The 23,052-nt window shown below is 69.7% G+C and carries 29 protein-coding genes and 1 tRNA gene; 14 read left to right on the top strand and 16 right to left on the bottom strand.

Features of this window, described 5'->3' with window-relative positions; all coding sequences use genetic code 11:
* Positions 1-8 precede the first annotated feature (8 nt).
* Together AB0C28_RS02175 and AB0C28_RS02170 are read left to right on the top strand one after the other, a co-directional pair.
* Complete coding sequence (locus AB0C28_RS02175; protein ID WP_358072785.1) at positions 9-680, top strand: rhomboid family intramembrane serine protease; 672 nt, start codon at positions 9-11, stop codon at positions 678-680.
* A 205-nt stretch (positions 681-885) separates the two neighbouring features.
* Entirely contained in the window at positions 886-1,830 is a 945-nt protein-coding gene (locus AB0C28_RS02170) for a GNAT family N-acetyltransferase (protein WP_358072783.1), read from the top strand.
* Between the two features lie 4 nt (positions 1,831-1,834).
* Here AB0C28_RS02170 and AB0C28_RS02165 read toward each other — a convergent pair whose 3' ends face one another.
* Entirely contained in the window at positions 1,835-2,719 is an 885-nt protein-coding gene (locus AB0C28_RS02165; protein WP_357839773.1) for an NAD(P)H-binding protein, read from the bottom strand.
* A gap of 121 nt (positions 2,720-2,840) precedes the next feature.
* On the opposite strand from AB0C28_RS02165, the gene AB0C28_RS02160 reads away from it, so the two are divergent.
* Positions 2,841-3,731: a LysR family transcriptional regulator gene (locus AB0C28_RS02160; protein ID WP_358072781.1), complete on the top strand. Its 891-nt coding sequence runs from the start codon at positions 2,841-2,843 to the stop codon at positions 3,729-3,731.
* A gap of 93 nt (positions 3,732-3,824) precedes the next feature.
* Positions 3,825-4,274 carry a universal stress protein gene (locus AB0C28_RS02155; RefSeq protein ID WP_358072779.1) on the top strand — a complete coding sequence of 150 codons (450 nt, stop codon included), beginning with the start codon at positions 3,825-3,827 and terminating at the stop codon, positions 4,272-4,274.
* Positions 4,275-4,282: 8 nt separating this feature from the next.
* Here the strand turns inward: AB0C28_RS02155 and soxR are convergent, their stop codons facing one another.
* Both soxR and AB0C28_RS02145 read right to left on the bottom strand, forming a co-directional pair.
* Entirely contained in the window at positions 4,283-4,783 is a 501-nt protein-coding gene (gene soxR, locus AB0C28_RS02150) for a redox-sensitive transcriptional activator SoxR (RefSeq protein WP_358072777.1), read from the bottom strand.
* Positions 4,784-4,792: 9 nt separating this feature from the next.
* Positions 4,793-5,224 (bottom strand): Lrp/AsnC family transcriptional regulator, encoded by a 432-nt coding sequence (locus tag AB0C28_RS02145; RefSeq protein WP_358072775.1) that lies wholly within the window; start codon positions 5,222-5,224, stop codon positions 4,793-4,795.
* A 56-nt stretch (positions 5,225-5,280) separates the two neighbouring features.
* On the opposite strand from AB0C28_RS02145, the gene AB0C28_RS02140 reads away from it, so the two are divergent.
* Positions 5,281-6,195: an SMP-30/gluconolactonase/LRE family protein gene (locus AB0C28_RS02140; protein WP_357839788.1), complete on the top strand. Its 915-nt coding sequence runs from the start codon at positions 5,281-5,283 to the stop codon at positions 6,193-6,195.
* 68 nt (positions 6,196-6,263) lie between these two features.
* Here AB0C28_RS02140 and AB0C28_RS02135 read toward each other — a convergent pair whose 3' ends face one another.
* Both AB0C28_RS02135 and AB0C28_RS02130 read right to left on the bottom strand, forming a co-directional pair.
* Entirely contained in the window at positions 6,264-6,992 is a 729-nt protein-coding gene (locus AB0C28_RS02135; RefSeq protein WP_357839791.1) for an ABC transporter permease, read from the bottom strand.
* Entirely contained in the window at positions 6,989-7,894 is a 906-nt protein-coding gene (locus AB0C28_RS02130; protein ID WP_357839794.1) for an ABC transporter ATP-binding protein, read from the bottom strand. The genes AB0C28_RS02135 and AB0C28_RS02130 overlap by 4 nt, the downstream gene beginning before the upstream one ends.
* Positions 7,895-8,002: 108 nt before the next feature.
* Between AB0C28_RS02130 and AB0C28_RS02125 the strand changes: the two genes are divergently transcribed.
* The 3 genes from AB0C28_RS02125 (at position 8,003) to dnaN (ending at position 11,271) form a co-directional block, all read left to right on the top strand.
* Positions 8,003-9,433 (top strand): histidine kinase, encoded by a 1,431-nt coding sequence (locus AB0C28_RS02125; protein ID WP_357839797.1) that lies wholly within the window; start codon positions 8,003-8,005, stop codon positions 9,431-9,433.
* Entirely contained in the window at positions 9,430-10,080 is a 651-nt protein-coding gene (locus tag AB0C28_RS02120; RefSeq protein WP_357839800.1) for a response regulator transcription factor, read from the top strand. Before AB0C28_RS02125 ends, AB0C28_RS02120 begins: the two co-directional genes overlap by 4 nt.
* A 93-nt stretch (positions 10,081-10,173) precedes the next feature.
* Positions 10,174-11,271 (top strand): DNA polymerase III subunit beta, encoded by a 1,098-nt coding sequence (gene dnaN, locus AB0C28_RS02115; protein WP_357839803.1) that lies wholly within the window; start codon positions 10,174-10,176, stop codon positions 11,269-11,271.
* 34 nt (positions 11,272-11,305) lie between these two features.
* On the opposite strand, the gene AB0C28_RS02110 is transcribed toward dnaN, so the two are convergent.
* The 6 genes from AB0C28_RS02110 to upp all read right to left on the bottom strand — a co-directional run bounded on the left by AB0C28_RS02110 (position 11,306) and on the right by upp (position 15,842).
* Positions 11,306-11,773, bottom strand: a complete 468-nt coding sequence (locus AB0C28_RS02110) for a MarR family transcriptional regulator (protein WP_358072773.1) — start codon at positions 11,771-11,773, stop codon at positions 11,306-11,308.
* 73 nt (positions 11,774-11,846) lie between these two features.
* Entirely contained in the window at positions 11,847-12,521 is a 675-nt protein-coding gene (locus AB0C28_RS02105) for a FadR/GntR family transcriptional regulator (RefSeq protein ID WP_357839809.1), read from the bottom strand.
* Between the two features lie 100 nt (positions 12,522-12,621).
* On the bottom strand, positions 12,622-13,965 hold the full coding sequence (locus AB0C28_RS02100; protein WP_358072771.1) for a helix-turn-helix transcriptional regulator: 1,344 nt from the start codon (positions 13,963-13,965) through the stop codon (positions 12,622-12,624).
* Between the two features lie 96 nt (positions 13,966-14,061).
* Complete coding sequence (locus tag AB0C28_RS02095; protein ID WP_346101683.1) at positions 14,062-14,595, bottom strand: PH domain-containing protein; 534 nt, start codon at positions 14,593-14,595, stop codon at positions 14,062-14,064.
* 252 nt (positions 14,596-14,847) lie between these two features.
* On the bottom strand, positions 14,848-15,072 hold the full coding sequence (locus AB0C28_RS02090; RefSeq protein ID WP_357839815.1) for a hypothetical protein: 225 nt from the start codon (positions 15,070-15,072) through the stop codon (positions 14,848-14,850).
* Positions 15,073-15,203: 131 nt separating this feature from the next.
* Positions 15,204-15,842 (bottom strand): uracil phosphoribosyltransferase, encoded by a 639-nt coding sequence (gene upp / locus AB0C28_RS02085; RefSeq protein WP_346101679.1) that lies wholly within the window; start codon positions 15,840-15,842, stop codon positions 15,204-15,206.
* Between the two features lie 292 nt (positions 15,843-16,134).
* Between upp and AB0C28_RS02080 the strand changes: the two genes are divergently transcribed.
* The 4 genes from AB0C28_RS02080 to AB0C28_RS02065 all read left to right on the top strand — a co-directional run bounded on the left by AB0C28_RS02080 (position 16,135) and on the right by AB0C28_RS02065 (position 17,691).
* Positions 16,135-16,644, top strand: coding sequence for a tRNA adenosine deaminase-associated protein (locus AB0C28_RS02080; protein ID WP_357839820.1), 510 nt, complete (start codon positions 16,135-16,137; stop codon positions 16,642-16,644).
* 18 nt (positions 16,645-16,662) lie between these two features.
* Positions 16,663-17,139, top strand: coding sequence for a tRNA adenosine deaminase-associated protein (locus AB0C28_RS02075; RefSeq protein WP_346101676.1), 477 nt, complete (start codon positions 16,663-16,665; stop codon positions 17,137-17,139).
* A 14-nt stretch (positions 17,140-17,153) separates the two neighbouring features.
* Complete coding sequence (tadA, locus tag AB0C28_RS02070) at positions 17,154-17,591, top strand: tRNA adenosine(34) deaminase TadA (RefSeq protein WP_358073175.1); 438 nt, start codon at positions 17,154-17,156, stop codon at positions 17,589-17,591.
* 10 nt (positions 17,592-17,601) lie between these two features.
* A tRNA-Ser gene (locus AB0C28_RS02065) sits at positions 17,602-17,691 on the top strand.
* 201 nt (positions 17,692-17,892) lie between these two features.
* On the opposite strand, the gene AB0C28_RS02060 is transcribed toward AB0C28_RS02065, so the two are convergent.
* The 3 genes from AB0C28_RS02060 to AB0C28_RS02050 form a co-directional block, all read right to left on the bottom strand.
* A complete protein-coding gene (locus AB0C28_RS02060) occupies positions 17,893-18,189 on the bottom strand; it encodes a type II toxin-antitoxin system VapB family antitoxin (protein WP_106242934.1) in 297 nt (98 codons plus the stop codon).
* A gap of 35 nt (positions 18,190-18,224) precedes the next feature.
* A complete protein-coding gene (locus tag AB0C28_RS02055) occupies positions 18,225-19,067 on the bottom strand; it encodes a neutral zinc metallopeptidase (RefSeq protein ID WP_358072769.1) in 843 nt (280 codons plus the stop codon).
* Positions 19,068-19,130: 63 nt separating this feature from the next.
* A complete protein-coding gene (locus tag AB0C28_RS02050) occupies positions 19,131-20,087 on the bottom strand; it encodes a neutral zinc metallopeptidase (RefSeq protein ID WP_357839827.1) in 957 nt (318 codons plus the stop codon).
* Positions 20,088-20,184: 97 nt separating this feature from the next.
* Here AB0C28_RS02050 and AB0C28_RS02045 point away from each other — a divergent pair, with 97 nt between their 5' ends.
* Positions 20,185-20,826 carry a LysE family translocator gene (locus AB0C28_RS02045; protein ID WP_358072767.1) on the top strand — a complete coding sequence of 214 codons (642 nt, stop codon included), beginning with the start codon at positions 20,185-20,187 and terminating at the stop codon, positions 20,824-20,826.
* Between the two features lie 28 nt (positions 20,827-20,854).
* On the opposite strand, the gene AB0C28_RS02040 is transcribed toward AB0C28_RS02045, so the two are convergent.
* On the bottom strand, positions 20,855-21,262 hold the full coding sequence (locus AB0C28_RS02040; RefSeq protein ID WP_358072765.1) for a hypothetical protein: 408 nt from the start codon (positions 21,260-21,262) through the stop codon (positions 20,855-20,857).
* Positions 21,263-21,425: 163 nt separating this feature from the next.
* Here AB0C28_RS02040 and AB0C28_RS02035 point away from each other — a divergent pair, with 163 nt between their 5' ends.
* The gene (locus tag AB0C28_RS02035; RefSeq protein ID WP_358072763.1) at positions 21,426-22,592 is read left to right on the top strand and encodes an LLM class flavin-dependent oxidoreductase; all 1,167 of its coding nucleotides are present in this window, start codon (positions 21,426-21,428) and stop codon (positions 22,590-22,592) included.
* On the opposite strand, the gene AB0C28_RS02030 is transcribed toward AB0C28_RS02035, so the two are convergent.
* On the bottom strand, positions 22,593-22,760 hold the full coding sequence (locus AB0C28_RS02030; RefSeq protein WP_357839840.1) for a hypothetical protein: 168 nt from the start codon (positions 22,758-22,760) through the stop codon (positions 22,593-22,595).
* Between the last annotated feature and the right edge of the window lie 292 nt (positions 22,761-23,052).

The following is a 23,052-nucleotide window of genomic DNA, read 5'->3' as shown; positions in this document are numbered from 1 at the left end:
CTTGTGCGGTGGTCAAGCCTTTCCTGACGGCTGCCGTTTTCGTGGTCACCGCCGTACCGAGTCTGCTGCAGTTCGTGATTCCGGGGCTGGAGCCGGCGCTCATGCGGGATCCGGCGGCCATCGCCGGCGGCGAGTGGTGGCGGCTGGGGACGGCGCTGGTCGTGCAGGACGGCGGCGTGCTCGGCACGCTGTTCAACCTGGGCCTTCTCGCCGTGCTCGGGTACGTGGCCGAGCGGGCGCTCGGGCCCGCTCGCTGGGCGGTGCTCTATCTGAGCGGGGCGGTGGTGGGTGAGGCCGCCGGGTTCCTGCTGGACCAGCCGGGCGCGGGGAACTCCGTCGCCCTGTGCGGGCTGGCGGGCGGGCTCGTGCTGGCGTCCGGCCGGTTCGAACGGGCGCTCGGCGCGTTCTACGCGGTCGTCTCCGGCGCCTGGCTGCCGGCCGCGTCCGGTGACACGTGGGGCTGGGTCGTCACGGTCGTCCTGGTCGTCGCCGCGTCGCAGCTGGTCAACCATCGCGAACGCCTGCCGGGGTGGTTGCCGGTGGCGGTGTTCGGCGCGGCGGCGGTCGTGCTGATGGCGCTGCGGGATCTGCACGGATTCGCGTTGCTCGGGGGCCTCGCCGCCGGATGGATCTCGAACGCGAGGTTTCCCCTGATGCCTGGACGCACCTCGCCCGCGTGAGTCCCCTCCCCGGAAAAGGGTTTGCGGTGGGGATGGGTGATCGGATAGATCTTGCGGCTGGAAACCCGGCGGCAGGACCGCGGGGGCCACGACAGCGAAAGGAGGGATAAGCCGATGATGTCCCAGATCAATGCGCTTGTACCCTCCCGGGGCGCGGACCGAGTCTGACCCCCGGAGCGGACGGGCGCCTTCACCGGAGCGTGCCTTGACCGTAGAACCGCATGACCTGACCATGCGCCCGATCACCGGGCGCGAAGAACTCGACCTCTTCTCCCGCCTCCCGTACGTCCTCGACGACGAGCTGGCGGACGACCTCACCGCCGGCCGTCGGCTGCCCGAATGGATGTGGGTGGCGCTGCGCGGCGACCGGCTGGTGGCCAGAGCCGCCTGGTGGTGCCCGACCGGCGACACCGAGCCGTTCCTCCTCGACGTCTTCGACCTGGACGACAGCGACGGGGACGGCATAGACGTCGGCGCGCGGCTGCTGCGTACCGCCATGGCCGAGGTCTTCCCGCAGGGCGCCCGGCCGCCCGAGTACATCCGCATGGTGCCGCCCGACTGGCGCGAGACCCCGGCGGCCAGGCGCGTCGTCGAGGACCGGATGACCACGCTGGAACAGCTGGGCGCCGCCCTGCTCGTCGAACGGCTGCGCCTGGAGTGGCGTCCCGGCACCCCCGTGCCAGAGCAGAGCGGGCGGCTGGCGTTCCGGCCGGTCCGCGACACCGAGGAGATGATCTCCCTGATGATTTCGGTGCTGGACGGGACGCTCGACGCGCACAGCAGGGACGAGCTGAGCAGGATGTCCGCCCGTGAGGCGGCCGTCGCCCACTACGAGGAGGAGCTCGCCCGCTACCGGACCCCGCAGGACTGGTGGCGGGTCGCGACGTTGCCGGACGGCGAGCCGGTGGGGTTCGTCACGCCGGCCCGCAACGACTACAACCCCATCATCGGCTACATCGGCGTGCTGCCCAAGCACCGGGGCAACGGGTACATCGACGACATCCTCGCAGAAGGCACCCGCATCCTGGCCGCCAAGGACGTCCCGCGCATCCGGGCGGCCACGGACGTGGGCAACGTCCCCATGGCGAACGCCTTCCTGCGTGCCGGATACGTCAACTTCGAGCGGTCGATCAACATGACGTGGCCGTGAGGGCTCAGCCGAGGACGGCGGGCTTGAGCACGTCCCGGCACCACTGACGGAAACTGGTGGGCGTGCTGCCCTCAGGGGTGCGGGTCACGCCGTTGTCGAGCCCGGAGTCCTTGGCCACGGCCATGTCCATGTACGCCTGAGCCATCGGCTCCGACATGCCGACCTCCATCATCCGGTCCTTGACGTCGGCGGGGGAGACCTGCTGGAAGCGGACAGGCCGCTGGAGCTCGTCGGACATGATCTGGGCCATCTCGTCGAAGGAGAGGTCTTCCGGCCCCAGCACGGGGACCTCTCCGACGCCGGTCCAGGTGTCGTCCAGCAGGAGGCCGGCGGCGACGGCGGCGATGTCCGCGACGGCGCAGGTGGGCGACTTGACGCTGCCGGAGGCCGGCATGGTGAAGCGGCCCTCGGTCCTGATCAGCTCGGTCTGGCGCAGCAGGTTCTCCATGAACGAGGGCATGGCCAGCGCTCGAAGGCTGACACCCGTGCTCGCGAAGAGGTCGTCCACGGCGAGCGAGGCGGTGACGAACCCGGCCGTGTCCGCCACGGGCGTGCCCCGGCCGAGCGCCGAGACGTTGACGACCCGCTTGACGCCCTGGTCCTTGACGGCCTGGCTCGCGGGACGGCTGAAGCCTACGAACGCCTCTTCGACGCTGGGGCTGCGCGGGTCTGCCGGGACCAGCCAGAAGAGGGCGTCCGCCCCGGCGAAAGCCTCGTTCACCACCTCGGGGTCGCCGTGCGAGCCTTGGACCACCTCGACCCGCTCACGGGTGGCGGCGGGCAGGCGGGCGGGGTCGCGGACGATCACGCGGACGGACGCGTCGGCGGCCAGGAGGCGCTCAAGGGTCAGCCGGCCGATCCGGCCGGTGGGAGCGGTGACGACGATCATGATTCACCTCTGTGACGGTGCAGGTGAGCGGGGGAGTGCCCCGCCGATGACGCTCTTCAGTGAACCCGCGGCGGCGGCGGACCTGAAGGACCGATTCGGACGCCATTGATACTGTGCAGGTATGAGTGATCTGGAGGTCAGGCAGCTCCGCTATTTCGTGGCCGTCGCAGAAGAGCTCCACTTCGGGCGGGCGGCGGAGCGGCTGGGCATGGCGCAGCCCCCGCTCTCACGGGCGATCCGCGAGCTGGAACGGCAGCTCGGCGTCACGCTGATGGAGCGGACGACACGCCGGGTCACCCTCACGCCGGCCGGCGAGACCCTGCTGCGCGACGCCAGGACGGCGCTCGACGCGGTCGCGGCGGCGGCCCGGCGGGCCAGGAACGCGGGGCGCCCTGAGCCCGCGCTGCGGCTGGCGCTGAAGGCCGACTACGACGGCGGGCTGCTGCCGCAGATCATGGCCGCGTACCAGCAGGAGCCGGCCGCCCTTCCGGTGCGGCTCGTGCTCGGCGGGCGGGCCGAGCAGGAGCCGGCGCTGCGCGACGGCCGCGCGGACCTCGCGCTGCTGGTCCGGCCGTTCGACGAGCGCGACCTCGACGTCGAGCCGCTGCTGACGGAGTCACGCCTGCTCGCCGTCGCGGCGAACGACCCGCTGGCCGCGCACACCAGCCTGCGCGTGGCCGACCTCGCGGGCCGGGTCCTGCCTGACGGAGCTCCCGCCGACCACGAGGAGTCCGCGCCGCCCAGGAGCGGCCAAGCGCGCAGCCTGGACCTGGCTCAGATCTTCAACCTGATCGAGCTGGGGGACATCGTGTGGTTCGTCCCCGAGTCGATCGCTCGCCTGCATCCCCGTCCCGGGGTCGCCTACCGGAGCGTGAGCGATCTGCCGCCGCTGGAGTTCGCGCTGGCCTGGCCGCAGGAGTCGCGCTCCCCGGCCGTCGCCGCTTTCGTCCGTACGGCCTGCGCGGTCGCCGCCCTCGTGGCGGGACGTCCCGTCGAGGTGCCCGCCCGCTAGCACCGTACGGTGTGACAAAGCAGACATTGATCTCAGGTATGGCATCTGATCGCTTCGGTGCTCTAGCGAGGGAGTGAAGCGAAGGGAAAAACCATGACCATCCTCGTCGCCTACGACGGCTCGGCCGACGCGCGCGCCGCCATCGAGTTCGCCGCCAAGCATCTCGCCGCCGAGCCCACACTCGTCCTGACCGTGTGGGAGCCGCTGCTCGTCCAGCTGAAGAAGTACCCGCTGGCCGCCACCGGCGCGATCGACCCGGACACCGAGCAGGAGGCGCAGGCCCAGGCCGAGCAGCACGCCAAGGAGGGAGCCGAGCTGGCCATCGCGGCGGGGCTGAGCGACGTCACCTACCGGGCGGTGGCCGACAACGAGTCGATCTGGAAGACGATCGTGGACGTGGCCGACGAGGTGGACGCCTCGCTGGTGGTCACGGGGTCGCGCGGGCTGGCCGGAGTGCGTTCTGTGCTGCTCGGCAGCGTCTCCAACCACGTCTTGCACCACGCCCACCGGGCCACGCTCATCGTTCCTCCCGCGAAGGCGTGAAACCCGGGTTACGCGGGCGGGGCTGAGCAGTACTGCGGCGGGCAGATCCGGGTGTCGAGCCGCCGCGCGCCCGGCCCCTCGTCGCCCAGCCGGTCGTGCGGGTTGGCCACCGGGCACAGGTCCAGCGACAGGCAGCCGCAGCCGATGCAGTCGGTGAGGTCGTCGCGCAGCCGCTGCAGCTGCTCGATCCGGTCGTCCAGCTCGCTCCGCCAGGCCGCCGACAGCCTGGCCCAGTCGGCGCGGGTCGGGGTGCGTTCGTCGGGCAGCTCGGCGAGGGCGTCCTTGATGACCTTCAGGGGGATGCCGATGCGCTGGGCGAGCCTGATGAAGGCGACCCTGCGCAGGCTGTCGCGGGAGTAGCGGCGCTGGTTGCCGGCCGTGCGCCGGCTGGAGAGCAGCCCCTTGGCCTCGTAGAAGTGCAGGGCGGAGACGGCGACGCCGCTGCGCTCGGCGAGCTGCCCGACCGTCAGCTCCTTGGCGTTCCAGGCCACCTTCGTCGTAGCAGTCATACCTGAAGGTTACTTGAGGGTGCGTTCGAAGAACGTCTCCAGGACGACGATCGTCCGCGTCCCGGTCACGCCGTCCACCTGGAAGACCCGGCGCAGCACGTCCTGCAGCTCGCGGGTGCCGGGTGTGCGGATCTTCAGCAGCACCGACGCGGGACCCGCGATGACGTGCGCCTCCTCGATCTCCGGGATCGCCGCCAGCTCCGCCGCGCTGTCGCCCATCCACGACCCGCCGTCCACCATCACATAGGACGTCACCGTGCGCCCGAGCGCCGCCTGGTCCACCTCGATTGTCATCCGCCTGATCACGCCGCGCTCGCGTAGCTTGCGCACCCGTTCGTGCGCCGCGCCGCTGGACAGCCCCACCGCCTTGCCGAGCATCGCGTACGAGCGCGTCGCGTCCTCCTGCAACAGGCCGATCAACATTCTGTCGATGTCATCCACAACAGGATGCTATCCGGAGATTCACCGGCGAAGCCGAACGTCGTATGGTGTTCGGTATGACGGACACGATCCCCACTGAGTTCGAGGTGCTGGACGAGCGATTCGCCGGCATCGGCGGAGACGACAAGATCGAGATCCTCCACACCGGCACCCGCTGGGCGGAGGGCCCGGTCTACTTCCCGGCCGGCCGCTTCCTGGTCTGGAGCGACATCCCCAACGAGCGGATGCTGCGCTGGGACGAGATGACCGGCGCCGTGGGCCCGTTCCGGCAGCCGTCCGGCTACACCAACGGCAACACGCTCGACCGCGAAGGCCGGATGATCTCCTGCGAGCAGGGCAACCGGCGCGTCACCCGCACCGAGCACGACGGCTCCATCACGGTCATCGCCGACCGCTGGCAGGGCAGGCGGCTCAACAGCCCCAACGACGTGGTGGTCCGCTCCGACGGCTCCATCTGGTTCACCGACCCGCCGTACGGGATCATCAGCAACTACGAGGGCGTCGCCGCCGAGCAGGAGATCGACGGCTGCCACGTCTACCGGGTCGACCCGGCGACCGGCGAGGTGCGCATCGTGGCCGACGACTTCGTCCGGCCCAACGGCCTGGCCTTCTCGCTGGACGAGCGGCGGCTCTACGTCGCCGACACCAGAGCCAGGCACCTGCGGGTGTTCGAGGTGGGCGACGACGGCACGCTGGGCGGCGGCAAGGTGTTCGCCGAGGGCGTCGAGGGCGACAACTTCGACGGCCTGCGGCTCGACGACACCGGTCGGGTCTGGGCCGCGGCCGGCAAGGCGGTGCTCTGCTACGACCCCGACGGCACCCTGATCGGCCGGCTGCGGCTGCCCGAGTTCACCGCCAACCTGGTGTTCGGCGGGCTCAAGCGCAACCGCATGTTCATCACGGCCGCGTCCTCGCTGTACTCCCTCATGACCAACGTCACAGGGGCGCGCCCGGTGTGGGCCGGGCGCTGACACGTCGCTGCCCGCCGCGCCCCTGCGGCGGCGGGCAGACGATAGGCAGACCGTGACGAAAGCGTGGATCACTCCCACCGGAACAGCCGCACTGCCAGGCCGCCGAACACGGCCAGCCCTGCCGCGACCACGACCACGTGCATGAGCTGCGGCGGCTGCCCCGCCCACGTGTCCTTCAGCGCCTGGGCGAACGGCCCCGCCACCGAATAGTCGCTGATCACCCGCAGCGCGTCGGGCATGACGTCGCGCGGCACCCACATCCCGGCCAGGAACAGCAGCGGGAACAGCACCGCCGACCCGATCCCCGGCGCGACCTTGCCGTTCGGCGCCACGGCGGCGATCACCAGCCCCATGGCCATCAACGCCGCGGTGCCGAGCAGGAAGACCGGGACGAACCAGACCCACAGCCGCGGCGCGGACGAGCCGAAGATCAGCGAGCCGGCCACCATCAGCAGGACGACGCTCACGACAGCGACCGCCAGGTTGATGAGCAACTGCACCCCCAGCAGCCGCCCGGGATGCACGGGAGTGGTGGACATTCTCCTGAGCACGCCCTGGTCACGGTAGGTGGCCATCACCGCGGGCAGGACGTTGCAGGCCAGCGTCAGCAGCGAGAGCAGCGTCATCATGGTCGGCATCTGCGTGTCCACGAACCGTTCCCCGCCCTCCCCGACCTCGGTGAAGTGCGGGATGCTCGTCCCCAGCACGATCAGCAGCAGCAGCGGCAGCGCGACGGTGAACATCAGGAACGGCCACTCCCGCAGGTGCAGCTTGGTCTCGACGAGGAGCAGCTTCATGACAGCTTCCTTCCGGTGAGCGAGAGGAACGCGTCGTCCAGGTTGGCCTGCTCGATGCGCAGGTCACCGGGGACGACCTGGTGGTGGGCCAGGGCCAGGGTGACGGCGGGAGCGAGGTTGCCCGAGCCGCTGACCACGATCTGCTCGCCGCTCCTGGTGACCTCACGGACCTCGGGAAGGGCCAGCAGCACGGCGTCGTCCACGGGCGCCGACGGCCTGAACCGCACCCGCTGATCGCCGCCCACCTGCGCGATGAGCCCCGCGGGCGTGTCGGTGGCGACCACCTTGCCCGCGTCGATGAGCGCGACCCGGTCGCAGAGACGCTCGGCCTCCTCCATGAAGTGGGTGACGAGCACGATGGTGACGCCCGACTCGCGAATCTGCGCGATCAGCTCCCATGTGTCCCGGCGCGCCTGGGGGTCGAGCCCGGTCGTCAGCTCGTCGAGCACGGCCACGCGCGGCCGTCCCACCAGCGCGAGCGCGACAGACAGGCGTTGCCGCTGCCCGCCGGAAAGCTTTCTGAACGTGGTGTCGCGCTTGGCGTCCAGGCCGACCCTGGTCAGGAGGGCGCGCCAGTCCGCGGGATCGGGGTAGAAGGAGGCGTACAGGTCCAGGGCCTCCCACACCTTGATCTTCTCCGGCAGCGCCGCGCTCTGCAGCTGCATGCCCAGCACGTGACGCAGCTCGGCGCGTTGCGTACGCGGGTCCAGGCCGGCCACCCGTACGGTGCCGCCGTCATGGGGCCGCACGCCGGCCACGCACTCCACGGTGGTGGTCTTGCCGGCGCCGTTCGGGCCGAGAATGCCGAAGATCTCACCCTCGGCCACCTCGAACGACACGTCGTCGACCGCGAGGTGCTTCGGGTACTGCTTGCGCAGGTTCTCGACTTCGATGATTTTCATGCCACTGACGCTAGAAAAGCGGTGTTCACCGGGGAATCTGGGTGGATGCCGGGCAAGGGTGTACTTAGGTGCAGTGACGGCGAACTGCCGGTGGCGCAGACTGGTGCCATGCTTCGAAGGCTCGGTCGCACCGCGACGTTGCTCGCGTTCACGCTGGTGCAGGTGCCCGTGCTGCTCGCGGCCGTGGTCATGCTGCTGCTGTCCTTCGCCCTCGGCATGGTGTTCCTGTTCCCGCCGCAGGCGATCATGGTGCGGCGGCTGGCGGAGCTCAACCGGCGGCTCGTCCGGCAATGGACGGGAATCGACATCCCGTCGCCCTACCTGCCGGCGCCCGCCCCGCCGGTCCCGCAGCCGGACGGCATGTACCGCTCGGAGCGCATGCTCTACAAGACGCCCCGCGTGCCCGCGTGGAACAACCGGTGGAAGTGGCTGGTCAGCGATCCCGCGACCTGGCGCGACGAGCTCTGGCTGCTGCTCGACCCGCCGGTGAAGATCGCGCTCGTGCCGCTGTTCGTGCTGCTCACCGAACGCGGCCTGCGCGTGTACGGCCTGTGGAGCGAACTGCTGCTCGCCCCCACCGCCGCCAGCCGCCTGGCCGGGCAGGTGAGCCACCTGCAGCGCACCCGCAACCTGGCCGCCGACTCGCAGGCCGCCGAGATGCGCAGGATCGAGCGCGACCTGCACGACGGCACGCAGGCCAGGCTCGTCGCGATCGGCATGACGCTCGGCGCGGTCGAGCAGCTCGTCGACGACGACCCGAAGGCGGCCAAGGCGCTGCTGGCCAAGGCGCGGGACGCCTCCTCCGAGACGCTCGCGGAGCTGCGCCGGGTCATCCGCGGCATCCATCCTCCCGTGCTGGCCGAGCGCGGGCTGGCCGACGCCATCCGGGCCCTGGCCATGGACAGCGTCATGCAGGTCACCGTGGACGTGGAGCTGGAGCACCGGCCGGAGGCGCCGGTGGAGGCGGCCGTCTACTTCGCGGTCAGCGAGCTGCTGTCGAACGCCGCCCGGCACGGCGACGCGCGCACGGCGTCCGTGGACATCAGCGGCAACGGCCCCGACCTGCGCGTCACGGTCACCGACGACGGCCTCGGCGGCGCCGACCCGGCCAAGGGCAGCGGCCTGTCCGGCATCGAACGGCGGCTGGCCGCCTTCGACGGCGTCCTCGCCCTGAACAGCCCGCCCGGCGGGCCCACGACCGTGACCATGCAGCTGCCCAGCGTGCTGCCCGGCCACTGGGCGGGCAACCTGCTCGGGCTGCCGCGCTGGAAGACGATCACGCTCGTCGTCCTCTGGGCCACCGCCTGGTGCCCCACGTTCCCGCAGGGCATCGTGGCCGGCGTCTTCAAGGCGTTCGGGATCGACGAGAAGGCCTGGTTCCTGGCCCTGCACCTGCCCGAGCCGTGGCAGTGGCCGGTTATCATCGCCATGACCCTGATCGGCCTCCTCATGCACGTCATGGCCATCCGCATCCCCGCCACGCACGACCGGGAGCGGTTCATGGAAGAAGCATCCCCGTTGAAGCCCTGGTGCCGATGAATCGCGTACTGATCGCCGAAGACCTCTACCTGCTCAGAGACGGCCTGGTCCACCTGCTCCAGGCCCACGGCTTCACCGTCGTCGCCGCCGTGGAGAGCGGGCCCGAGCTGCTGAAGGGGCTGCTCGAGCTGCGTCCCGACGTCTCGATCGTGGACGTGCGGCTGCCGCCCACCTTCACCGACGAGGGGCTGCAGGCCGCGCTCGCGGCCAGGCAGCAGCTTCCGGGGCTGCCCGTCCTCGTGCTGTCCCAGCACGTCGAGCAGCTCTACGCCCGCGAGCTGCTGGCCGACGGCTCGGGCGCGATCGGCTACCTGCTCAAGGACCGCGTCTTCAACGCCGAGCAGTTCATCGACGCCGTACGCAGGGTCGCCGCGGGCGGCACGGCCATGGACCCCGAGGTGATCGCCAAGCTGCTGGCCAGGAACGCCAGGAACGAGCCGCTGGCCGCGCTCACGCCGCGCGAGCGCGAGGTGCTGGAGGCCATGGCAGAGGGCCGCTCCAACGCCGCCATCACCCAGCGCCTCTACCTGAGCGAGAGCGCCGTGGCCAAGCACACGGCCTCCATCTTCGCCAAGCTCGGCCTGGCCCCTTCCGACGACGACAACCGCCGTGTCCTCGCCGTGCTCGCCTACCTCAACAGCCGCTGAACACCCGGGCTCGACCTGGGGCGAACCGCACGGAGTTGTCGGTGGCACCGGCTATTTTCATAGAGGCACGGTGCGACGAAGAGGTGGTATCAGGTGAAAATCCGGGTTAACCGCGATGTTCTGGCAGATGCGGTGGCATGGGCTGCCCGAGTCCTGCCCAGCCGCCCCGTGGTGCCCGTCCTGTCCGGGCTGTTGCTTGAGGCGGGCGAGGACCTGACGCTGTCCGCGTTCGACTACGACGTCTCCGCGCGGGCCACGATCGAGGCCGACGTGGCCGAGGAGGGTCGCGTGCTGATCCCCGGCCGCCTGCTGGCCGAGATCAGCCGCAGCCTGCCCGCCGAAGACGTCGAGATCACCACAGACGGCCAGGAAGCGGTCCTGACCTGCGGCAGCGCCGAGTTCGGGCTGATCACGATGCCGGTTGAAGACTTCCCGACGCTGCCCGCCATGCCGCCGAGCATCGGCGCGATCGGCGGCGGTGTGTTCGCCTCCGCCGTCGGCCAGGTGGCGCCCGCGGCCAGCCGCGACGACACGCTGCCCATGCTCACCGGCATCAGGATCGACATCGAGGGCGAGGCGGTGGCGATGGCGGCCACCGACCGCTACCGCATCGCGGCCCGCGATTTCGCCTGGCGTCCGGCCGGGCCCGACGTCGCCGTCTCCGCCATGGTGCCCGCCCGCGTGCTCGTCGAGGTGGCCAAGTCGCTGCGGGGCGGCGAGGTCTCGGTCGCGATGGGCGACGGGGTGGCCGGGTTCGAGAGCGTGGGGCGCAGCACGACCGTGCGGCTGCTCGACGAGCAGTTCATCGACTACCGGGCCAGGCTGATCTCCGACTGGTCCATCAGGGCCGACGTGGCGGTGGCGCCGTTCGTGGGGGCGATCAAGCGGGTGGCGCTGGTGGCCGAGCGCAACACCGCGATCCGGCTGTCGTTCAGCCAGGGCCAGGTGCTGATCCAGGCCGGCGGCGGCGACATCGGGCGCGGCGCCGAGGTGGTGCCGTGCGAGCTGCGCGGCGACGACATCCAGATCGCCTTCCAGTCGCAGTTCCTGCTCGACGGGCTGACGGGGATCGAGAGCGAGCTGGCCAGGATCAACCTGGAGTCGCCCACCAGGCCGGCCCTCATCCAGGACGTGCCGGGCGACGCGGAGCCCGCCTTCCGCTACCTGGTCATGTCACTGCGCCAGTCCTGAGGACGCGCGACGGGGATTGTGGCGGGCGGTGTGCTTACCGTTCGGCGGGTTCGCCGTTCGGTGCGCGTTCGCCTGTCTGGAGTTCGGCGACCAGCCGGAACACCCGCTTGAACTCGGCGTACGCCTCCTCGCCCACGACCCGGGCATGCCCGGACTCCAGCTTGGCGAGGATGGCGTCCGACTTGGCGATGTGATCGCGCCCCTTGGCGGTGGGCACGATCAGCTTGGCCCGCCGATCGCCTGGGGCGGGCCGCCGTTCCACGTAGCCGAGCTCGACCAGCTCGTCCACCAGCGTGCCGATCACCTGTTTGTGCCGGCCCGACCAGGCGGCCAGGTCGGTGGCCCTGCTGCCCTCTTCGTCGAGGTAGGCCAGCACGGCGCCGTGACGCGGCCGGACGTCGGGATGCCCCTGCTCGGCGAGCTTGGCGAACAGCTCACGCTGCAGACTGAACAGGGTCCGGCCGGAGAGCACGCCGAGGTCGGGGTCCTCCTGCCTGCGCACCACGCACCCCCTCGCTGGATCTCGGTGTGGTGACGCCGCGGCCCCCGGTCCTTGAGGACAGGGGGCCGGGGGATCAGGCCTCGGTGAGGGCGATGAGGATGTGTTCCATGCAGGCGTGCCCGGCCCGCTCCGCCGCCGCCGCGTCGCCGGCCGCGATGGCCCTGGCGATGGCGTCGTGCGGGATGTAGCTGCTGTTGAGCGACGTACCTGCCGCCGTGATGCTGGCCCGCAGCGCGGCCGAGAAGTCCTCGAACAGGTCGATCAGCACGAGGTTGTGCGTGGCGTGCGTGACGGCCATGTGGAAGGCCAGGTCGGCCTCGACGAAGAAGTCGGGGTCGTCCAGCTCCCAGGCCCGATCGCGCTCGGCCAGCGCCGCCTCGATGCGCTTGATGTCGTCGTCCGTGCGCCTGGTGGCGGCCAGGCGCGCGGACTCGACTTCGAGCGCGCGACGCACTTCGAGGATCTCCAGCTGCTCCGCCTGGCGCAGCCGCCGCAGCATCGCGCCGGACAGCTCGCTGGTCGCCCGGACGTAGGTGCCGTCGCCTTGGCGACACTCGAGCAGCCCGGCGTGCGTGAGCGCGCGTACGGCCTCACGAACGGTGTTACGTCCCACTCCGAGTTGCTCAGCGAGCACCGTCTCGGTGGGAATCTTGCCGTTCATCGGCCACGACCCTGACGTGATCTGCTCTTTGAGCTGATCGATGACCTGGTCGACGAGCGAAGCCCGCTGCGCCGTACGCAGACTCACAGTCCGCCTCCTCCGGGGAAACCAATCATCCTATGAGTCAATGACTGGTCGACCCTAATTATTCCAGACTCAAAAGGCCAAATCTGGAGCTCCCGGAGGATCAACCGGAGACTGTCGCGTCAACCGTCACCCCCGCCATGGCGGAGCGAACTCCGGCAGCTTCGAGGGCCTTACGATATGCGGCGGTCTGCTGTGCTCGGTCACCGGCCCTGCCGTAGAGGTCGCCCAGCTCACGCCAGCAACGAGCGGCCTGACGGTCGGAGCCGAACACCGGACGGTCGAGCCCGCCGAGCAGCTCGTGCGCGTTGCGCAGATGGGTCGAGGCGTCGCCCTCCTGCTCCAGCACCACGGTCGCCAGCACGAGGTGGGCCTCGGCGGGCGTCGTGCCAGGGTGGTCCTGGGAGACGCCCAGAGCCACCACGGCCAGCTCGGCCGCGCTTGCGGAGTCACTGGCGCGCAGCTTGACCCGCGCGTGCACGATGAGGCTCTCGCCGTGCTCGCGTGCGGTCGAGGGGAACACGCCGAACGCCTTGACCGCGCCCGCGACGAGCCGCTCGGCCTCGTCGATCGGGGCCGAGGCCATCCGGGCCCAGTGCATGGCCGTACGGGCCAGCTGCAGCGCGAGCCGCGTCTGGCGGCCCGCCGTGATCGCGTCGTCGGCCAGGCGCACGGCCAGGGCGGAGTCCTCGCCCGCGGCCGCGGCGGCACTGGCGTGCCACAGCGCTTTGATCTCCCCGGAACGGTCCACAACTTCAGGAGAGCCGCCCATGTCCAGGACGTGCTTGACGTAGGTCAGCTCGGGGGAGTCGCTCTCACGCTCGCCGCGCGCCTCGACCAGCGCACCGGCCAGGTCGGTGGCGAGCTCGCCCTGTGTGATGGAAAGCCGTTCGGCGTGCGCCAATGCGGCGCTCGCCAGGTCGCGCGCCCGCAGCCGGTCGCCCGCCCGCTGGTAGCAGCGGCTCAGCGCGATCGTCAGCGGAAGGTCGGCCAGTCGCTCTGGATGAGCCGCGGCCTCCCTGCGCAGCCGCTCGAAGGCCTCCACGGCCTGGCCGAGCCGGCCCTGCGCCTCCAGTGCGCGCGCCCTGCCGAACCGCGCCTGCGCGGTCAGCATGGCGTTCTCCTCGTCGGCCGCTTTCACGATCTCCGTGAAGCGGTCGGCGGCCACGGACGGGTCGCCGTGCTGCAGCTCCAGCTCGGCGTGACGCAATCCGAGCTCCGTGTCGATGCGCTGGCGAGGTTCGATCCCGTGAAGGAGGAACTCCGTCGTGCATCCGAGCCGCTCGGCCAGGAGTCTGGCCACAACAGGAGTCGGCGTGCGCTTACCCGACTCAATGAGCGAGACATAACTGTCAGACAGGTCGGGTCCGGCCAGCTGGGCCTGGGACATCCGCCTGTTCAGCCGCAATCCGCGGACGCGGTCACCGATGGTTCCCTGACTCGGCATCTCATCTCTCAAGGCGGGGAAGGGTCAACAACACGCAATGATTGCATGAAGTAGCCGAATCTGGTATCCCCGCGTGAAGAATTTGCCACGCTGTGATTAATCGTCGCTGTCGTCCTTGCTGGGGAAAAGCATCTGACAGACCTCGAGGTACAGGGTTTCCGGATACGGAATGTACTCGACCGTTGACAGAGCCTGATCCTGGCCGGCCGACTCGAGGATGAACTCACCGTAGCCGAGCATGCGCCCGAGCAGAGATCTTTGGAAGCTCATGTCGGTGACCTTGCCCAAGGGCATCATCGCGACCTTGCGCGTGATGAGACCCGTGGTGAGCAACATCCGCTTCGACGTCACCACAAAGTAATCGACCGACCACTCCGCGACTTTCCAGACGAAACGGATGAGAAGCAGGAGCCACAGCCACCAGACGACCACGAGCGCCGTGCCGCCCGCCTCGCCGCCGCCGAAGAACCTGCTGAGCAGTCCGGCGATGATGAGACCGCCGAGCACTTCGGCGACGGGACGCAGCAGAATGGCAGGGTGCCGTCGCACCATGATGACCTGTTGTTCGTGGGGGAGGAGGTAGCGGTTGACCGACGATGGAGCTGAGTCCCCGTGGGTCACAAGTCTCATGAGAGGCTGTTCACAAATTGAGCCAGAGAGTCGGCTGCGTTGAACACCGTGTCGAACGCTCCTCTCACCGCGTCCGCGGCGTCAGCTGGTCGCGCGAACAGGTAGTACGCAACAAATGCGATACCACCGTATGTGAGGACCTTTTTGACCTGCACCGTCGCCTCCGTGCCACTTACCCACTCCACCCGCCGTATACATTACCCACCTGGATGCCGGGGTAAAGGTAAGTTGGCGGGTAAGTTCTGATCTTGCTTAGCCGCGTTCGCTGGCCACCAGAGCCAGGACGTGAAGATGCTTGCGCGCGATGCGCTCGACAAGGCTCGGATGGGCGTAACCGGTGACCTCCAGCGCGCCGTAGTGCGCTGCCTCCACGCAGCGCGTTACGGTGGTCGTGGAGTGGACGCCGGCGAACTCGTCGCACAGCGCCGCCTCCACGTCCGCGTACGGAGTCGGGTCCGCCTCGGTGTGATCGCTCATCGTGCTCCCCCACGCGCATGACGGAAGTTGCCTTCCTTCTCTCTCTTCGTACCCACTCAACCACAGTATGTAACGAAGAGGTGACTCGGCGTGACGAAAATGCGCCTTCAGGCGACGGTTCAGACGACGGTTCAGACGACGCCGTAGAGCCGGTCACCGGCGTCGCCGAGCCCCGGCACGATGTAGCCGTGCTCGTTGAGCCGCTCGTCGAGCGCCGCCGTGACCACCCGGATCGGCTTGCCCGAGTTGGCGAACACCTTGTCCATGTAGGCCAGGCCCTCGGGCGCGGCCAGCAGGCAGATGGCGGTGACGTCGACGGCGCCCCGGTCGAACAGGAACTGCACGGCCGCCGCCAGCGTGCCGCCCGTGGCCAGCATCGGGTCGACCACGTAGCACTGCCGCCCCGACAGGTCGTCGGGCAGGCGGGTGGCGTACGTCTCGGCCTTCAGCGTGGACTCGTTGCGGATCATCCCGAGGAAGCCGACCTCGGCCGTGGGCAGCAGCCTGGTCATGCCGTCGAGCATGCCGAGCCCGGCCCGCAGGATGGGCACGACCAGCGGGTACGGCTTCGCCAGCCGCACGCCCGCCGCCGGGGAGACGGGAGTCTCGACGGTGACCTCGGTGACGCGCACGTCGCGGGTGGCCTCGTACGCGAGCAGCGTGACCAGCTCGTCGGCGAGCCTGCGGAAGGTCGGCGAGTCGGTGCGGACGTCGCGCAGGGTGGTGAGCTTGTGGGCGACGAGCGGATGATCGACGACGAGGGTCTCCATGGGACCACACGCTATCTCCTGGTGAACGCTGCTGCCGACCCCTCTCACCTGGGGTGGGCTCTGGCAAGCCGCACGGGCGTCACGGAGCGGACTCCGGCAGGCCGCGCGCGCCTCACGGAGCGGATCCCGGCGGGCCGCGCGGGCCTCACGGAATCGGGCACACGGTCGCCCGGCACCTCAGATCTTTGGTTTTGATCACAATTTGGCCCGAGAGGCACACGCCCAGTGGCTGGGTCTGAAACGATTGGGTCCAGATGATATCTGTCGTGTCAGAGGTCGGGTGGGGATGGCGATGACAGACGAAGACGCTCTCGACTTCGCCATCGTGGTTTATCGCGAGGACGACCGCTGGGATGCCGAGCTGCTGCCGGCCACTCTCACGTCGGACCTGCACGGGCTGATCCATGCCATGAAGCAGCAGCCGAGCGAGAGCGGCACGATCGGGCTGGTCGCCGTGGGCGACGAGTTCTTCGTGGCGCTGCGCGTCCTGGGCGAGCGGGTGGAGGTGTTCCTCTCCGACATCGCCGCCTCGTGGGACTTCCCGCTGGCGCGCCAGGTGCTCGACTATCTCGACGTGCCCGTTCCCGACGAGGAGGAGCTCGACGAGATCCTCCAGGACGAGGAGACCGCGCTCCCGGCCGGAGACCTGTCGATCTTCAGCGATCTCGGGTTGGACGAGATGGAGCTGGGCATCCTCTCCGGCGACATCGATCTGCTGCCCGAAGACGTGCTGTCCAGCATCGCCGCACGACTCGGCTTCTCCGAGCCGTTCGAGCGTGCCATCGAATCGGTCTTCGGCTGACCCCCTGGAGCGAGGGACATGGCGTCCAACACCTTCTCTGCGGCTTTTGTCAGAACGTCCGACGGCTGGAGCGGGGCCGAGGTCGATCTCGGGGACGCCGAGATCGTCGATGACCTCGGCGACGCGGTCATGGAGTCGCTGGGGCTGACCGGCGACGAGCTGGCGTTGCTCTGTGTCGAGGTCGAGGACGAATGGTTCGCCATCGCCCGATACCGGGGCGAGGACGAGCCACGCGTGTTCCTGTCCGACGCGCACGCGATCGTCTCCAACGGCCTCGGCGAGCTGTTCGCCGAGTTCGCCGGGGTGGCTCCCGACAAGGAGAGCAACGGCCTCGGCGTCCGCCCGGCGGGCGACTTCGAGCTGCTCAGCGATCTGGGCCTGAGCAGCGAGGAGCTGATCGAGCTCAGCATGGAGGAGGGCAACCTGCCCGCCGACATCCTGTCGGTCATCGCCGAGCGGCTGTCGTTCGCCGACGAGCTCGACCGGTTGCGGTGACGTACGAGGACGCCATGCGCTCGGCCCTGGAGCAGGCCGTCATGGCCGGCGACAGGGGAGAGATCCCCGTTGGAGCGGTGGTGCTCGGCCCGGACGGCGAGGTGCTGGCCGCGGTGGGCAACGACCGCGAGTCCTCCGCCGACCCCACCGCCCACGCCGAGGTGCTCGCACTGCGCCGCGCCGCCCGGCTGCGCGGCGAGTGGCGGCTGACCGGCTGCACGCTCGTGGTCACGCTGGAGCCGTGCACGATGTGCGCGGGGGCCGCGGTCCTGGCCAGGGTCGACCGGATCGTGTACGGCGCCGTGGACGAGAAGGGCGGGGCCGTGGGCTCACTGTGGGACGTCGTCCGCGACCGCCGGCTCAACCATCGGCCCGAGGTCGTCATGGGCGTGCTCGCCGGGGAATGCGGCGAGGTGCTAAAGCGGTTCTTCGCCACTCGCAGGATCCGGTAAGCTCGTTCGCGGTGGTGTCGCCTAGTGGCCGAGGGCGCACGCCTCGAAAGCGTGTGATGGGGCAACTCATCCGTGGGTTCAAATCCCACCACCACCGCCACAGCGAAGGGCCTCCGACCTCCGGGTCGGGGGCCCTTTCGGCTGTCCGCCCCGGGTTCGGAGGCCGGACGGCGCGGCTTAATGATCTCGCCGAAAAGCGGCTGATAATCATAATCGTGCGGAAAATCCCCCCGGCGCCGCCCGGCACCCCGGAAAAGAAAGGGAGCCGCGGCGAATCGGCGGCTCCGTTTCTTTTCCTTTCTCAGTTGGGTAGCTCAAGGACCCTGGCGTGCAGGATCGAGCGTTGGTGCAGCGCCGCCCGCAACGCGCGGTGCAGGCCGTCCTCCAGATAGAGCTCGCCCTGCCACTGCACCACGTGGGGGAAGAGATCCCCGTAGAAGGTGGAGTCGGCGGCGAGCAGCGAGTGCAGGTCCAGCATGGCCTTCGTGGTGATCAACGAGTCGAGCCGGACCTGCCGTGGAGGAATCTGGGCCCACTCTCGGTGGCTCAGACCATGGTCGGGATAAGGGCGTCCGTCGCCGACTAGCTTGAAGATCACCCCCCTGATTTTAGGAGAGATTCCGATTCCTCGCGCTATCCGGCCGCGTCGGCACCGGCACAGTCGGTGGGCGCGCCCTTTTCGTATCCGCGCCGGAAGGCGTTGACGCGTTGCGCGGAGCTGCCGTGGGTGAACGATTCAGGATCGATTCTGCCGGTGCCGCGCCGCTGGATTCTGTCGTCGCCGACCGCGGCCGCGGCGTCCAATGCCTCGGAGATCTCCGTGGCGGTGAAGGGCTGGTCGTAGAAGCCGGTCTCGTACGCGTTGCGCGCCCACACGCCGGCGTAGCAGTCGGCCTGGAGCTCGACGGCGACCGAGCTGCCCCCGTCGAGGGCGCCGAGCAGCTTCTGGACGTGGTGGCCGTACTCGTGGGCGATCACGTACGCCTGCGCGAACGGCCCGCCCTCGGCCCCGAAGTCGCGCTGGAGCGTGTCGAAGAAGCTCAGGTCGAGGTAGACGCGCTGGTCGCCGGGGCAGTAGAAGGGACCGGCCGCCGAGCTCGCGGAGCCGCATCCGGTGCGCACCCGGCCCGAGTACAGCACGGTCTTGGCCGGGCGGTAGCCGGAGACCTCCGTCTTCCAGTAGTCCTGGATGCTGTTGACCACGCCGACCACGCGGCACCGTTCGGACTGGTCGGCGTCCTTGCCCGTCTGGCACTGCTCGGAGAGGTTCGACGGCGGCCGCCGCTGCGCGGGCTCCGCGCCGCTTCCGACGTTGTTCAGGACGACGACCAGCACCAGCACGATCAGGCTGACGATCCCGCCCCCGCCGACGATCATCCCGCCGGGAAAGCCGGACAGGCCGCCACCGCCGCCCCCGCCTGCACCGGCGTCCTCCACCTGCGAGGCGTCGAGGTCGGCCTGGTCTCTGAAGTCCATGCTGAGATCCTCTCTGGGCACTGCCAGAAGGACCACTTCCCCGTGGCGGGCGGGGATATCGGGCTAGATCGCGCCGGAGAAGGTGTCGCAGCGCTCGGGGTCGCCTGTGTCGTAGCCGGTGCTGAACCACTTCGCCCGCTGCGCCGAGGTGCCGTGGGTGAAGCCGTCGGGGGTGACGCGGCCCTGCGTGCGGCGCTGGATGCTGTCGTCGCCGACGGCCGCGGCGGCGCTGAGCGCCTGGTCGATGTCGTTCTTGCTGAACGGCTCCTCGTAGAAGCCGGTCTTGACCGCGTTCTGCGCCCACACGCCGGCGTAGCAGTCGGCCTGGAGTTCGAGGCGCACGGAGGGGCTGCCGGCGCCGGGGCGGTGGTCGCGGCCGACCCGGTTCATGGTGCCGAGCAGGTTCTGGACGTGGTGGCCGTACTCGTGGGCGATCACGTACGCCTGCGCGAACGGCCCGCCCTCGGCCCCGAAGTCGCGCTGGAGCGTGTCGAAGAAGGTCAGGTCGAGGTAGACCCGGCGGTCGGCGGGACAGTAGAACGGCCCCACGGCGGAGTCGGCCGCGCCGCAGGCGGTGTCGACCGCCTGGGTGAACAGCACGGTCTTGGCCGGCGTGTACGACCTGCGCCCCTCGTCCCCGAACGCCTGCCGCCAGTAGGACTGGATGCTGTTGACCGTGCCGACGACGCGGCAGTCCTCGGACTGGTCGGCGTCCGCGCCGGTCCGGCAGCGTTCGGCCAGGTTGCCGGTGGCCCGGGGCGGCGCGCTCGGCTGCTGACCGCCGCCCTGCGGCCCGCCCTCGTCGCCGGTGAAGGGCGTCGGGACCAGCCCGAACAGGAACAACGCCGCCACCGCCACGATCAGCAGCAGGCAGCCGCCGCCCCGGCCGCCGATGGGCAGCATGCAGCCGCCGGGCATCCGGCCGAACCCGCCCCCGCCTCCGCCCCCGCGCTGCGGGCCCGAAGCTCGTGCGTCCTCGACCTGCGACGGGTCGAGGGACTTGTCGTCGTCGAACTGCATGTCTCCCCCTGACGCAGTTCTCCCCTGTGACGCGACGAATACGCACCGCAGTCAATATTGTAAGATTTCTACCGAAATATCGGCTAATGTGCGGCTTATGACGGTTGGTTTGATCGGGATCGCCCTGGTGTCCCTCGGCATGGTGCTCACCCCCGGGCCGAACATGATCTATCTGGTGTCCCGCTCGATCACGCAGGGCCGCAGGTCGGGGCTGATCTCGCTCACGGGCGTCTTCCTCGGCTTCGCCACCTACCTCACCGCCACGTGCCTCGGGCTCACCGCTGTCTTCGTGTACGTGCCCGCCGCCTACACCGCACTCAAGGTGGCCGGCGCCGCGTACCTGCTCTGGATGGCCTGGAACACCATCCGGCCGGGTGGCCTGTCCGCCTTCGAGGCGCGCGAGCTGCCGGTGGAGCGCCCCGGCCGGCTGTTCTCCATGGGGCTGCTGACCTGCCTGCTCAATCCCAAGATCGCCATCCTGTACCTGTCGCTGCTGCCGCAGTTCATCGACCCGTCGATGGGGCACGTCCTGCTGCAGAGCCTCGCGCTCGGCTCGGTGCAGGTCGCCGTCGGCACGATCGTCAACGGCCTGATCGTGCTCTCTGCGGGCGCCCTGGCCGCGTTCCTGGCCAAGCGCCCCGTCTGGGTGCGGGTGCAGCGTTACGTCACCGGCACGATCCTCGGCGCCTTCGCCGTCAGCATGGCGACCGACCGCTCCAAGGCCCTGGTCAGCGCCTGATTCTGGGCCTGAGTCTGAACGTGCGGGCTCAGCGGTCGAACCACGACGCGGACGACGACCGGCACAGCTGCCCGAACGCGACCCCGGCCAGCAGCACGCCCAGCACGTTCCCGAGACTGACGCTGCCCAGGAGCTGCCACAGACCCAGCAACGTGACCAGGAGCTCGACGACCAGCCCGCACGCGCGCACCCACGAGCGGCGCGTCGGGATCCGCAGCGCCAGGAACCCGATCAGCAGGATCGTCAGCAGCGGCACGGCGAGCGCGACCAGCACGGCTCCGCCCGCCGCGCTCACCATCGTGCTCAGCGGCACGCTGCCCAGCAGGACGAACAGCAGGAACAGCCCCACCATCCCCATGACCGCCTGGACCCCCATGCAGATCCTGGCCACGGACACGGAGCGGGGCATCGCCTCGACGGCGTAAGGCTCGGACATCGGCGAGCCTCTCGACTCGGGGAAGAGTGATCGACGGGCCGAGCATAGGCCGCCCCACATGGCCGTGGCCGCGAACCAGGCCGAACCGGCATACGTGACGGGGATTGCCGACTCGGGAATCGCGGAGTGGACTGAAGTCCTACCCACGTCGAGAGGAGGAGCGGTGAGCAGGCTTCGTTTCGGTGTCTTCCTGGCCCCGTTCCACACCGCGGGACAGAACCCCACCCTGGCCATCGACCGCGATCTGGCCCTCATGGAGCATCTCGACCGGCTCGGGTACGACGAGGCGTGGATCGGGGAGCACCACTCCGCCGGCAGCGAGATCATCGCGTCACCGGAGATCTTCATCGCGGCCGCGGCGCAGCGTACCCGGCACATCAGGCTCGGGACCGGCGTGACCTCGCTGTCCTACCACAACCCGCTCTGGGTGGCCGACCGCATGGTGCTGCTCGACCACCTGACCAGGGGGCGCGTGATGCTGGGCGTGGGGCCCGGCTCGCTGCCCACCGACTCGGCCATGATCGGCCTCGACCCCACCGACACGCGGGAGCTGCTCGACGACAACCTCGACATCGTGCTGCGGCTGCTGCGCGGGGAGAGCGTCACGGCCCAGACGCGTACGCACACGCTGGTGGACGCGCGGTTGCAGCTGCGGCCGTACACCGAGCCCAGGTTCGAGGTGGCCGTCGCCGCGGTGGCCTCGCCGACGGGGCCGCGCCTGGCCGGACGGCACGGCCTGGGCCTGCTGTCGATCGGCGCGACGCTCACCGCCGACGGGTTCGACGCGCTGGCGCACCACTGGAACGTCATGGAGGAGCGCGCGGCCACGTACGGGACCGAGGTCGACCGCGCCGCCTGGCGGCTGGTCGGGATCATGCACGTGGCCGAGACCCGCGAGCAGGCCGCGCGGGACGTGGAGTACGGCATCGAGCCCTGGTTCCGCTACTTCCAGAAGGTGGCCGCGTTCCCGCAGATGGGCGTCCAGGGCGGGGACCTGAAGGAGATGATCGACTTCGTGCGTGGGTCGGGCATCGGCGTGGTCGGCACCGTCGAGGACGCCAAGGCCCAGGTGCAGCGGCTACTCGACCAGTCCGGCGGGTTCGGGGCGATGCTGCTGATGGCCCACGAGTGGGCCGATCCGGCGGCGACGAACCGTTCGTACGAGCTCATCGCCCAGCACGTGATGCCCGAGTTCCAGGGCCAGTCGCGGCCGACCCTGGAAGCCGCCGCCCGCGCGAGTGAGGTCCGCGAGGACTACGCGCAGGCGCAGCTGACCGCGGTCGCCCGCATGACGGACAAGTACCGGGCGGAGGCGAACATCAAGGACTGATCACCGCTGGGTCGAGTCGGAGATCTCTCCGGAAGGCGTGGGCCGGTCGAGCAAGGTGTCCGGGTCGACAGCCCATGCCGAGGAGGCGGCCGCGGCGCCGATGCCGAGCCCGATGAGCCCGGCGGCGGCCACCAGGGCGAGCTTCTTGAGCAGGCTGGCGTTTGTCACAAGACCTCCATCGCGTTACGAACGTGCGGGGGTGAAGGGTATTGGACGCAGAGATCACGACACAATAGGTTTCGTGCACGCCCCGGGGTCGAGCCTACGCATGGCGCGAAATGACGATGTCAGGTGAACACCCGACAAAACGCCCGTGACGTCAGGCGCGAGGCCGGTCGATCCCGGCCTCCGAGCTTGGGCGTCCCCCGGTGATCAGGCGCCTCGCGAGTCGTTTGTAAGGGAGCTGTAAGCCCGCACTTCTATACATGCACGTGTGCACTCAAGCGCCAGAAGTTTCCGC

This window comes from Nonomuraea sp. NPDC048892, assembly GCF_040649735.1.
GTDB classification, from domain to species: Bacteria; Actinomycetota; Actinomycetes; order Streptosporangiales; family Streptosporangiaceae; genus Nonomuraea; species Nonomuraea maheshkhaliensis.
The sequence above is the reverse complement of the archived record's forward strand: the minus strand, read 5'-3'. Positions and strand labels throughout refer to the sequence as shown.

What these genes read in the sequence shown, in the direction of transcription:
- AB0C28_RS02165 (WP_357839773.1), bottom strand. Translation starts at nt 2,719, where the DNA reads ATGATCGTCGTCACCGCTCCCACCGGCCGGATCGGCCGGCTGACCCTT.
- AB0C28_RS02160 (WP_358072781.1), top strand. Translation starts at nt 2,841, where the DNA reads ATGAGTGATCTGGAGGTCAGGCAGCTCCGCTATTTCGTGGCCGTCGCA.
- AB0C28_RS02155 (WP_358072779.1), top strand. Translation starts at nt 3,825, where the DNA reads ATGACCATCCTCGTCGCCTACGACGGCTCGGCCGACGCGCGCGCCGCC.
- soxR (WP_358072777.1), bottom strand. Translation starts at nt 4,783, where the DNA reads ATGACTGCTACGACGAAGGTGGCCTGGAACGCCAAGGAGCTGACGGTC.
- AB0C28_RS02140 (WP_357839788.1), top strand. Translation starts at nt 5,281, where the DNA reads ATGACGGACACGATCCCCACTGAGTTCGAGGTGCTGGACGAGCGATTC.
- AB0C28_RS02135 (WP_357839791.1), bottom strand. Translation starts at nt 6,992, where the DNA reads ATGAAGCTGCTCCTCGTCGAGACCAAGCTGCACCTGCGGGAGTGGCCG.
- AB0C28_RS02130 (WP_357839794.1), bottom strand. Translation starts at nt 7,894, where the DNA reads ATGAAAATCATCGAAGTCGAGAACCTGCGCAAGCAGTACCCGAAGCAC.
- AB0C28_RS02125 (WP_357839797.1), top strand. Translation starts at nt 8,003, where the DNA reads ATGCTTCGAAGGCTCGGTCGCACCGCGACGTTGCTCGCGTTCACGCTG.
- AB0C28_RS02120 (WP_357839800.1), top strand. Translation starts at nt 9,430, where the DNA reads ATGAATCGCGTACTGATCGCCGAAGACCTCTACCTGCTCAGAGACGGC.
- AB0C28_RS02100 (WP_358072771.1), bottom strand. Translation starts at nt 13,965, where the DNA reads ATGCCGAGTCAGGGAACCATCGGTGACCGCGTCCGCGGATTGCGGCTG.
- AB0C28_RS02095 (WP_346101683.1), bottom strand. Translation starts at nt 14,595, where the DNA reads ATGAGACTTGTGACCCACGGGGACTCAGCTCCATCGTCGGTCAACCGC.
- AB0C28_RS02090 (WP_357839815.1), bottom strand. Translation starts at nt 15,072, where the DNA reads ATGAGCGATCACACCGAGGCGGACCCGACTCCGTACGCGGACGTGGAG.
- upp (WP_346101679.1), bottom strand. Translation starts at nt 15,842, where the DNA reads ATGGAGACCCTCGTCGTCGATCATCCGCTCGTCGCCCACAAGCTCACC.
- AB0C28_RS02080 (WP_357839820.1), top strand. Translation starts at nt 16,135, where the DNA reads ATGACAGACGAAGACGCTCTCGACTTCGCCATCGTGGTTTATCGCGAG.
- AB0C28_RS02075 (WP_346101676.1), top strand. Translation starts at nt 16,663, where the DNA reads ATGGCGTCCAACACCTTCTCTGCGGCTTTTGTCAGAACGTCCGACGGC.
- tadA (WP_358073175.1), top strand. Translation starts at nt 17,154, where the DNA reads ATGCGCTCGGCCCTGGAGCAGGCCGTCATGGCCGGCGACAGGGGAGAG.
- AB0C28_RS02055 (WP_358072769.1), bottom strand. Translation starts at nt 19,067, where the DNA reads ATGGACTTCAGAGACCAGGCCGACCTCGACGCCTCGCAGGTGGAGGAC.
- AB0C28_RS02050 (WP_357839827.1), bottom strand. Translation starts at nt 20,087, where the DNA reads ATGCAGTTCGACGACGACAAGTCCCTCGACCCGTCGCAGGTCGAGGAC.
- AB0C28_RS02045 (WP_358072767.1), top strand. Translation starts at nt 20,185, where the DNA reads ATGACGGTTGGTTTGATCGGGATCGCCCTGGTGTCCCTCGGCATGGTG.
- AB0C28_RS02040 (WP_358072765.1), bottom strand. Translation starts at nt 21,262, where the DNA reads ATGTCCGAGCCTTACGCCGTCGAGGCGATGCCCCGCTCCGTGTCCGTG.